General features: G+C 59.7%; 9 protein-coding genes. 4 read left to right on the top strand and 5 right to left on the bottom strand.

Annotated features, from left to right (window positions below):
• Positions 1–123: 123 nt before the first annotated feature.
• The 3 genes from VL547_RS12830 to VL547_RS12820 are packed head-to-tail and all read right to left on the bottom strand — an operon-like array spanning position 124 to position 2,834.
• On the bottom strand, positions 124–1,152 hold the full coding sequence (locus VL547_RS12830; protein WP_325578325.1) for an ABC transporter permease: 1,029 nt from the start codon (positions 1,150–1,152) through the stop codon (positions 124–126).
• 48 nt (positions 1,153–1,200) lie between these two features.
• On the bottom strand, positions 1,201–2,304 hold the full coding sequence (locus tag VL547_RS12825; protein WP_325578323.1) for a BT_3928 family protein: 1,104 nt from the start codon (positions 2,302–2,304) through the stop codon (positions 1,201–1,203).
• Positions 2,301–2,834 carry a DUF1599 domain-containing protein gene (locus VL547_RS12820; RefSeq protein ID WP_325578321.1) on the bottom strand — a complete coding sequence of 178 codons (534 nt, stop codon included), beginning with the start codon at positions 2,832–2,834 and terminating at the stop codon, positions 2,301–2,303. Before VL547_RS12820 ends, VL547_RS12825 begins: the two co-directional genes overlap by 4 nt.
• Positions 2,835–2,847: 13 nt before the next feature.
• Here VL547_RS12820 and folP point away from each other — a divergent pair, with 13 nt between their 5' ends.
• On the top strand, positions 2,848–3,711 hold the full coding sequence (gene folP / locus VL547_RS12815; RefSeq protein WP_325578319.1) for a dihydropteroate synthase: 864 nt from the start codon (positions 2,848–2,850) through the stop codon (positions 3,709–3,711).
• Between the two features lie 91 nt (positions 3,712–3,802).
• Here folP and VL547_RS12810 read toward each other — a convergent pair whose 3' ends face one another.
• Both VL547_RS12810 and VL547_RS12805 read right to left on the bottom strand, forming a co-directional pair.
• Complete coding sequence (locus VL547_RS12810; RefSeq protein WP_325578317.1) at positions 3,803–4,852, bottom strand: FKBP-type peptidyl-prolyl cis-trans isomerase; 1,050 nt, start codon at positions 4,850–4,852, stop codon at positions 3,803–3,805.
• Positions 4,853–4,864: 12 nt separating this feature from the next.
• On the bottom strand, positions 4,865–5,911 hold the full coding sequence (locus VL547_RS12805; protein ID WP_325578315.1) for a DHH family phosphoesterase: 1,047 nt from the start codon (positions 5,909–5,911) through the stop codon (positions 4,865–4,867).
• A gap of 111 nt (positions 5,912–6,022) precedes the next feature.
• Here VL547_RS12805 and VL547_RS12800 point away from each other — a divergent pair, with 111 nt between their 5' ends.
• The 3 genes from VL547_RS12800 to VL547_RS12790 all read left to right on the top strand — a co-directional run.
• Positions 6,023–6,439: a nucleoside-diphosphate kinase gene (locus VL547_RS12800; RefSeq protein WP_325578313.1), complete on the top strand. Its 417-nt coding sequence runs from the start codon at positions 6,023–6,025 to the stop codon at positions 6,437–6,439.
• An 83-nt stretch (positions 6,440–6,522) separates the two neighbouring features.
• The gene (locus VL547_RS12795; protein WP_325578311.1) at positions 6,523–8,451 is read left to right on the top strand and encodes a DUF3857 domain-containing protein; all 1,929 of its coding nucleotides are present in this window, start codon (positions 6,523–6,525) and stop codon (positions 8,449–8,451) included.
• 3 nt (positions 8,452–8,454) lie between these two features.
• The coding region (locus VL547_RS12790) for a DUF3857 domain-containing protein (protein ID WP_325578309.1) at positions 8,455–10,274 on the top strand (1,820 nt) is incomplete at its 3' end.

Genomic DNA, 10,274 nt, shown 5'->3' with positions numbered 1-10,274 from the left:
AGAGGCACCTCGCCCCGACTCCGGCGCCGATAGGCATGGGCGCACGGGCTTGGCGCGTATGGCATGGGCGCGGGCGGGTTAGCGCAGGCGGGTTAGGCGCGGATCGGTAGGGCGCGGGGAGTTTTAGGCCCGGGCGCGGGGGTCGACGACGCCGTAGAGGATGTCGGTCGCGAAATTCACGAGGGTGAAGGCGGCGGCGGAGAAGAGGACGGAGCCCATGACGATGGGGTAGTCCAATTGGGATAGGGCGTCGACGGTGAGCTTGCCGATACCCTTCCAGCCAAAGATATATTCTACAAAGAACGCGCCGGCCAGGAGCTCGGCGAACCAGCCGGTGACGGCGGTGATGACGGGGTTGAGGGCATTGCGGAGGGCGTGTTTCCAGAGGACGAGGCGGGGCGGGAGGCCCTTGGCGCGGGCGGTGCGGATATAGTCCTGGCCGAGGACGTCCAGGAGGGCGCTGCGGGTGAGCTGGGTGATGATGGCGAGCGGGCGGATGCCCAGGGTGAGGGCGGGGAGGATGAGGTGGGAAAGGGCCAGGCGGCGGCCGGTGAAGGGCTCGGTATCGAAGAGGCTGCCGGTCATGGGGAGGCCGATGTGGGCAACATACCCCAACAGGTAGGCGATCACGATGCCCATAAAGAAAGACGGCGCGGAAATGCCCAATACGCTTCCCACGATCAGCGTCGGGTTGTTGGGGCGGAGGGCGGCCAGGACGCCCAGCGGAATGCCGATGACGATGGCGATCAGCAGCGCGGCGCTGGCCAGGACGAGGGTGCCGGGGAGGGCCTCCCATAGCGAGGCGCCGACTTCTTTTTTGGTTTGGTAGCTGCGCCGCAGGTAGGGCCATTTGAGGCCGACGCGGACGTTACCGCCGACGAAGACGCCGCTCAGCCCCTTGGCGGCGATGTCGGCGCGTGTGTGGACGCAAAGGGGCGACACGTCGTCGAGGTAATAGACGAACTGCTTCCAGCGCGGCTGGTCGAGGTAGAGGTCCTTGCGGATCTGCGCCAGGGTCTTGGCGTCGCCGCTCTGGCCGAGGACCATGCGCGCGGGGTCGCCAAAACCCTGGAAGAGCCAGAAGACGACGGTAACGACGCCGAGGAGCACCGCGGCGCTGTAAGCGAGTTTCCGGAGGACGTAGGCCTTCATGGTTGTCGGGGCGCGGTCAGGCGCCGGCGAATTTTATGGGCGCTGGCATCAGCGTATTTTATCGAAATCGGCGTAGCCCCACTTCTTTGTCACCGTCGGGCCGTCCATCTCGAAGATACAGGGGTTGGTCCGGGCGGCCGTTTTGATGGCGGTCACATCGCACGTAAAGATCGGCAGACCGAGCTGCATCTGCTGGTTGAACAGCGCCTCGGCGCGGTCGCGCTGACCGGTGACGATGAAGAAGGGGATGTTCTTCTGCCGCGCGGATTTGGCGATCCGGGCGACCTCGGCGATCCAGGCGCCGCCGGTGTGCTCGTCGAAGTCCTTGCGGAAGAGGATGTAATAAGCGCCCGGCTGGCTGAGCAGGTTCATAGTCGTGTCCGCGCCGCTCGCGTTGAAGAGGACGAAGTCCTTGATGGGAGGCTCGTTGTCATAGCCTTCGCGGACGACCTTTTCGGACCGGTCGACAAAGGTGTAGCTATCGAGGTCGGCGGGAAGCTGGTCCTGGGTAAAGGTGTAGCGCTTGCCCGCTTTCTGGTAGATAAAGGTCAGCACCGTGGAATCGGGGATGGCGTCCACGGGGATCTGCATCTGCTGTACCAGGTTGTTGCCCTCCTTGAACGGGAGACAGTCCTTGACGGGGAGGTGTCTGAGCACATAGTTCTGACCGGCGATGCAAAATACGACGGTGACCAGGAGCAGGAGCACGCTCACAAAGCCGTTGAAGGCGGGGCGTATCTTCCCCCGGTTCAGGAACAGGAAGAGGATGAGGATGAGCAGGACCACGTCCTTGGTAAAGGTCTGCCGGGGCGTGAGCGGGATACAATCCCCGAAACAGCCGCAGGCCTTGATCTTGCCGGAGAACAGTACGTAGCTGGTGAGGAACAGGAAGAACACCATCAGGAGCAGCAGCAGCCAGCTGAAAAGCCGCATCTGCCAGCCCAGGAGCAGGGCCACGCCCGCCACGATCTCGAAGCCGATCATCGTCACCGACAGGGCCAGCGTGTAGTCGTTCCAGCCGTGCCAGTTCCAGGCGTCAAAGAATTCCTGCATCTTGTAGGCCAGACCCAGGGGGTCGTCGGCCTTGACGAGGCCGGAAAAGATAAAGAGAAGTCCGACCAGGATACGGCTGATCGTCAATGCTTTTTTCATACACCGGTGGTTTTTATCAGGGCAAAAGCGGCATAGTTGATGATATCTATATAACCCGCGTCGACGCCCTCGCTGATCAGCGTCTGGCCGTCGTTTGCGAGGATCTGGCGGATACGGAGGAGTTTCATGAGGATGAGGTCGGTCAGGCCTTCGACGCTCATGTCGCGCCAGGCTTCGCCGTAGTCGTGGTTTTTGGCGAGCATCACTTCCCTGGCGATGTGCAATGCGTCGTGGTAGAGCGGGAGGGCCTCGACCTTGCCGAGGTCCGCGGGCTCAGAGCCGCGTTTGAGCTGAATCAGCCCGATGGCCCCGTAGTTGATGATTCCCTGGAATTCGCTCCTTATGTCGTCCTTGACCTTTTGCACGCCGGTCTCCTGGATGGTGCGGATGCGTTTGGCTTTTATATATAGCTGATCCACGATCGAAATCGGGCGCAGGACGGTCCAGGCAGTGCCGTAGTCCTCCGTTTTATCGGTAAATATCCTTTCGCTGGTCGCGACAACCTCGTCGTATTGTTGGTCCGTCTGCATATTTTTGCGTACAATGGGGTATAAAAATAGTGGTTATACGCTGGACTGCAAGGGGGTTTTAGCAGGCCTGGACCGGCCGCGGGTGATGGGGATACTCAATGCGACGGATGACTCGTTCTTTGCGGCCAGCCGGGTCCGTGTAAATACGGAGCGGGCTTCAGCCCCCGTGGATTTGGCGGGCCGCATGCTCGAGGAGGGCGCGGACTTCCTGGACGTGGGCGGGCAAAGCACGCGACCGGGGAGCCGGGCGTTGAGCGCCGCGGAAGAGACCGACCGCGTATTGCCGGTGATCGAGGCGATCGTTCGCCACTACCCGGCCGCGCTCGTCTCCGTGGATACCTACCACAGCGGTGTCGCGCGGGCGGCGGTGCGCGCGGGGGCGGCGATGGTCAACGACATCAGCGCGGGGCTCTTCGACCCGTCGATGTTGTCCACGGTGGCGGCGCTGCGCGTGCCGTATATCGCGATGCATATGCAGGGGACGCCGCAGACCATGCAGGCCGACCCGCACTATGGCGACGTGGCGCTGGAGGTGTGCGACTTCCTGGCTGACGCCGCGCACCGGGCCGTCGCGGCGGGTATACACGACGTGGTGCTCGACCCGGGTTTTGGGTTTGGAAAAACACTGTCGCACAATTATACGCTCTTGTCGGAGCTCGACCGGCTGTCGGTGCTGGGTCGCCCGCTGCTCGTCGGCGTTTCCCGGAAATCGATGATCTATAAGACGCTGGGCGTAACACCGGAGGCGGCGCTCAACGGGACGACGGCGCTGCACATGGCGGCGCTCTTGAAGGGAGCGCACATACTGCGGGTGCACGACGTTGCGCCGGCGGTCGAGGTGGTGCGGCTGTGGGAGGCGCTCGGGGGGGGCAAATAAAGAAGCCCGGGCCTTCGGCCCGGGCTGTATCGAGTGCGCCCGAGGCGCGGTAGGACGGTTCGAGGCGCGATGGCGCGCGGTTTTGCGGAGCTTATTTATGCGCCGGCTGTGCCTGCTGGTGCTGTTGCGCCTGGGCGGCCTGCATCTGGGCGCGGATCTTGGCCATCATGGCGGGGCTCATGGCCTGACCGCCACCCATGCCCATGCCCATCGGACCCATCTTGCGGACGGTGTCGACGCTGAGTACCTCGATGTCGAAGATCAGGTTTTCGTTCGGCTTGATCTTGGGTTCGCGGCCGTACGAGCCGTAACCGAGGGCGGAGGGGATGTAGAGACGGGCCTTCGCTCCTTTGTGGAGAAGGGAGATACCGTCCGTAAAGCCGGTGATCATACCGCCGCGGTTGGGGGGTAGCCCCATGTTGACGCGGAGGGTGTCGCCTTTGTGGTGGAACGTGGTGTCGGTGTTGGAATCGAAGACGGTGCCTTCCAGGGTGCTACCGGTGTAGTTCACGCCGACTTCCTTGGAGCTGTCGATCGCGGGGCCGCTGCCGTTGTCGAGGATCTGGACGTAAGTGCCCTTGGGCGCCTTGACGGCCTGGATGTTGTGCTTGGACAGGTAGGCTTCGATGACCTTGTCGTCCTCGACCTTCTGGGCGATGGCCTTGACGGAGTCGCGCTCGCGCATCACGTCTTGCTCGTGACGGGCGTCGGCTTCGCCGCTGACCTGGTCGTGGAATACCGCGTGGATCTTGAAGTACGAGGTGATGAACTCGTGCGCCTTGGCAAAGGCCGGCATCGGCTGACCCTGGAAGAGGGAGTCGGTCGATTGTTTGACGACGACGCTGTCGCCGGCGCGGACCTTGCTGAAGATGGTGTAATACGGTTGGGGCAGCCGCTGGGAGTCGACCGGCGCGTAAGCGGGCATCTGGCCGACGGTGGTGCGGAGGGTGGAGTCCTTATACTTGAAGGTGATGTCGAATTTGATAACGGTCCCGTTCATCGCATAGCTGCCGGTATCGGACGAGCCGTGGATGATCTTGTAGAAGGTCCCGTGCGCCGCCTTTTTGAAACCGGCTTGTTCACAGCTGGTGCCGGCTGCGATGACCGCCGCCGCGAAAAAAAACAAAACAACTTTTTGCATGGATGATATTATTTATACTTGTTCGTTGGTGAGGGGAATCGGGTACTCGGTCTGGAGCGCGGTGATGTTCTCCTGGAGGGCCTTTTTGAACTGGGCCACCGTCTGGGTGAGCGAATCGGCGCTCCTGCCACCGGAGGCGTTGTAGTGACCGCCGCCATTGAAATACCGGCGCGCAAAGGTGTTGGTGTCGAAGGAGCCCTTGCTCCGGAAGGACCATTTGCGTTCTTCGTCCCGGTCGATGACGAGCCCGGCCAGGCGGATGCCCTGGATGCTCAGGGGGTAGTTCACCAGCCCTTCGGTGTCCCCGGTCTGTATCTCGAAACGGAGCAGGTCGCTCTTGGGGATGGCGATCAGCGCGGCGTTATACTCGTAGAAGACCTCCATCCGGTTGAGCAGGACGTGCCCCATGAACCGGAGGCGGTTCTCCAGGAAGTTGTCGTAGATGTATTCGTGGACCAGCCAGTGCCGGAGCCCTCGGTCCTTGAGGTCCGCCACCATCCGGTGCACCGCGGCGGTGGTCACCGGGAAACGGAACGAGCCCGTGTCGGCCATGACGCCGGCGTAGAGGCACTCGGCGATGGCTTCGTTGATGAGGTCGCCGTGCCCGGAATGGATGATGAAGTCATAGACCATCTCGGAGGTCGAGCTCTTGGAGGGGTCGCTGACGCCATAGGTGAAACGGTCCGCCTGTGGCTCCTCGTGGTGGTCGATTAAGACTTTGACGCAGTCGAGGCCCTCTATGACGGGGGCCATCCGCTTAGTCCTTGACAAAGTATTGAAATCCAAACAGAAGATCCAATCGGTCTGGCGCAGGACGGCCAGGGCCTTGTCCTGCATCCCCTCGAAGTCGAGGACCCGGTCGGCACCGGGCATCCAGCTGAGAAAACGCGCCCAATTGGTGGGGGAAATCACCGTCACGTCGTGTCCCAGCCGGGTCAGGAGGTGATAGAGACCCAGTGAAGAGCCGAGAGCGTCGGCGTCCGGTTTTTGGTGCATCGTAATCACCACCCTTTTCGCCTGCTTGTCCAGTTCCCCGTATATTTCCGATATTGGTTGCACGCTATAAAAATGGGAGCGAATATCTTATTTAAGGCGCACTTCCCCAAAAAAGATTATTTTCGCCGGCCAAAAGGCCGCCGTGTGGCGGCACCCGAGTTAGAACCATCATATATGAGCAATAGAACGTTTACAATGATCAAGCCCGACGCGATGAGCAACGGCCACGCGGGAGCAATTGTCGATCAGATCATCAAAGCGGGTTTCAGGGTCGTAGCCCTGAAGCTGACCAGCCTGAGCGCCGAACGCGCCGGGGAATTTTACGCAGTACACAAAGAGCGTCCGTTTTACGGGGAGCTGGTCGACTTCATGAGCAGCGGCCCGATCGTGGCGGCGATCCTGGAGAAGGACAACGCGGTCGAAAGCTTCCGTAAATTGATCGGCGCAACGAACCCCGCACAGGCGGAAGAAGGGACGATCCGGAAGCGTTTTGCGGAGAGCATCGGCAAAAATGCGATCCATGGGAGCGACAGCGATGAGAACGCCAAAATCGAAGGGGATTTCTTCTTTTCGGGGCTGGAACGTTTTTAGGATAACTTCCAAAATAATCAGGTGTGGGAACGGTTTCCGTTCCCATTTTTTGTTATATTGTCTCAGCTTAACCATCTGATTATATGATAAAATTATCCGTGTCAACCCTTTTGCTGCTTGCTGCTGCTTTAACCACTTTCGGCCAAAAGGATGTTCCCTCCTACGGGAAAATTGACAAAGATGACCTTACCGCGACCTCCTGCGACTTCGACCCCGAAGCGGACGCCTGCGTCCTCATAAAGACCGGCGACACCAAGTTCACGCTGGCGGGCCAGCCCTTCCTGGAGACGAGCTACCGTTTCCGGATCAAGATATACAAGGACAAGGGGATCGAACGCGCCAACATCAACATCCCGTTCTACGCCAAGGACCGGGACGAGGAGATCACGAGTATCAGCGGCGAGACCTATAACCTCGACGCCACGGGCAACATCGTAAAGACCAAGCTCGACCACGCCTCCATTTTTATAAAACCCATCGACAAGTCCTATTCGCAGGTGGCCTTCAGCCTGCCCGACGTGAAAAAGGGCAGCGTGATCGAATACAAATACACCAAGGTCTCCAAGGCCTTCTGGGAGATCGACAACTGGTATTTCCAGGAAGAGAACGCCCCGGTCCGCTACTGCCAGTATTTCCTGTCCCTCCCCCAGCCCCTGGTCTTTACCTACAACGTCAAACGCACGCTACCGATGGACGAAAAGGACGAGCAATACCAGGAGGCGCAAAAGACCTTTACGATGAAGAACATCCCGGCGCTCCGGGAAGAGCCCTATATGTCGGCGCCGCAGGACTACCTCCAGCACATCGACTTCCAGCTGTCGGCCATCCGGATACCCGGGGAGCCGGACCATAGTTTCCGGAGCACCTGGCCGCAGCTTTGCGGGGAACTGCTCGACGACGAAGACTTTGGCGCGCAGCTCCATAAGAACGTACCGCACACCAAGGACCTCGACGCCACGCTGGCGACGCTCAAGGATTCGCTGTCGCGGATGGGCGCGGTGTACAATTACGTCCGCAGGAATATGGCGTGGAACGGCGACCGGTCGATCTATTCCGAGGGGATCAAGACCGCCTGGGACAAGAAGACCGGGAGCACCGGCGATATCAACCTGCTCCTGATCAACCTGCTCCGGGACGCGGGGCTGGACGCCCGCCCCCTGCTGGCGAGCACCCGGTCGCACGGGCATACGAACCCCTTCTATCCCCTGCTCCACCAGTTCAACGAGGTGCTGGCGTATGTCCAGATCGGGGACGAGGGGTATGTGCTGAACGCGGCGGACAAATACACGCCGTACTGGATGATCCCGCTGGACGTGCAGTTCACGCGGGGGCTGGTGGTCGACCGGGATCAACCCCAATGGGAGACGTTGTACCATACGCAGGACCGCTTCAAGACCGTGGTCATCCTCAACGGGGACGTCGATTCGACAGGTAAGCTGTCGGGCGAAGCCATGATCAACAGCTTCGGGTACAGCCGCAGCGGACGTTGCGAAGAATTGAAATCCGGGATGGACCATTTTAAGGAGACGTTTTTTACAAAGCCCTATACCAGCCTCCACATCGACAGCCTGGTCGTGGACGGGACCGACAACGACTCGATCCCCCTCAAACAGACCCTGGACTTTTCGCAGAAGCTGAACGCCTCCGGGCAGTATACCTTCCTGACACCCAATTTGTTCCTGGGCCTGGAGAAAAACCCCTTCGTGGCCGAGCGCCGGTTCACCGACGTGGACTTCGAGTCGATGCGGTCCTTTATGATCGTGGGTTCGGTGGGGCTGCCCGACGGCTTTACCGCCGAGGCGCTCCCGAAAAACATGCGGATGATCATGCCCGACACCAGCATCGCGCTGGAGCGGCTGATGCAGGTCGACGACAACCGGCTGAGCTACCGGATCACCCTGGATTTTAAACGACCGATATATTATACGAACGAATACGACCTTTTCCGCGAATTTTATAAAAAACTGTTCACCGCGCTTAACGAGCAGGTGGTGTTGAAGAAAAAAAGTTAAGGTATGCGAAAGTTATTTGCGCTGACCCTCGCGCTGCTCGCGGGGCACGTTTCCTATGGACAAAAAGACCTCCCCTCCTATGGAAAAATCGACAAGGACGACCTGACGTCGACCTCCTGCGACTTCGACCCCGAATCGGACGCCTGTATCCTCATCAAGACGGGCGAAACCAAATTCACGCTGGCGGGCGAGGAGACGAGCTACCGGCTCCGGATCAAGATCTACCAGGACAAAGGGGTCGACAGGGCGAACGTCACTATCCCGTTCATCTCCGAAAACAACATAGAGGGCATCAACGGTGTAAGCGGCGAGACGTACAACCTGGACGCGGGCGGCAACATCGTAAAGACCAAGCTCGACCAGGCGGCCATTTTCACAAAGCCCATCAACAAATCCTATTCGCTGGTCGCCTTTAGTCTGCCGGATGTGAAAAAGGGGAGCGTGATCGAATACAAATACACCAAGGTCTCCCGGCACAATGGGTACATCGACAACTGGTATTTCCAGGAGGAGGCCTGCCCGGTCCGGTTCTGCCAGTATTTCGTGGCGGTCCCCGCGGCGCTGGGATTCAACTACAACGTCAGGCATTCGCTGCCTCTCGACGAAAAAGAAGACCCTTACAACGCGGGTCAAAGGACGTTTACGATGAAAAACATCCCCGCGTTACGGGAAGAGCCATACATGTCCGCGCCGCAGGATTATCTCCAGCGCATCGAATTCCAGTTGTCGGTCGTACTCGAGGGCGGCGCGGACCAAGCGTACCAGAGGACCGAAAACCACTCGTACCGGAATACCTGGTCCGAGCTCTGTAAGGAGATCATGGCCGACGACGACTTCGGCGCCCAGCTTCACAAAAACGTCCCCCATACGAAGGAGCTTGACTCGACACTGGCTTCACTTCAGGATTCGCTGTCGCGGATGGGAGCGGTATATAACTATGTCCGTGGGCACATGGAATGGAACGGTTACGAGGGGCTATACGCCCAAACCGGCGTCAAGACCGCCTGGGACAAGGGGACCGGGAACACGGGCGACATCAATCTCCTGTTGATCAACCTGCTGCGCGACGCGGGGCTGGACGCCCGCGTCTTGTTGGTGAGCACCCGCGCGCACGGTCATACCAACCGGAACAATCCATTCCTCCGCCAGTTCAACGAGGCGATGGCCTATGTCGTGATCGGCGGCGACAGCTACGTATTGGACGCGACCGACAAATACACGCCCTTTTGGATGATCCCGGTGGATGTGCAATATACGCAGGGCCTGTTGGTCGACCCGAATGACCCGCAGTGGGTGGAACTGTATCACCCCAAGGACCGTTTCAAGACGGTGGTTGTCCTCAACGGGAATATCGATTCCCTGGGTACGCTCCAGGGGGAGGCCGCGGTGTCCAGCTATGGATATAGCCGTTGCGACCGTAGCGCGGCATTGGCATCGGGGATGGCGCATTACAGGGAAACCTATTTCACCAACCCCTACCCCGGTATCCACGTGGACAGCCTGACCATCGAAGGCCGTGACGACGACTCGTTACCCCTGAAGCAAATCCTGGGTTTTAGCCAAAGGCTCAATACCTCCGGGTCATATACCTTCATGACGCCCAATTTGTTCCTGGGGTTGGATAAAAATCCGTTCGTGGCCGAACGCCGGTTCACCGATGTGGATTTCGAGTCGACGCGGTCCTTTGTTATCATAGGCACGGTGGGTCTACCCAACGGTTTCACCCCCGAAAAGCTTCCCAAGAACATGCGGATGCGCATGCCCGATACGAGTATCGTCCTGGAACGGCTGATGGAGATCGACGGGGGCCGGTTGAGCTACCA

It is taken from the genome of Dinghuibacter sp. (genome assembly GCF_035492835.1).
Lineage (GTDB): Bacteria > Bacteroidota > Bacteroidia > Chitinophagales > Chitinophagaceae > Dinghuibacter.
This window is presented reverse-complemented; position numbering and strand designations above follow the sequence as displayed.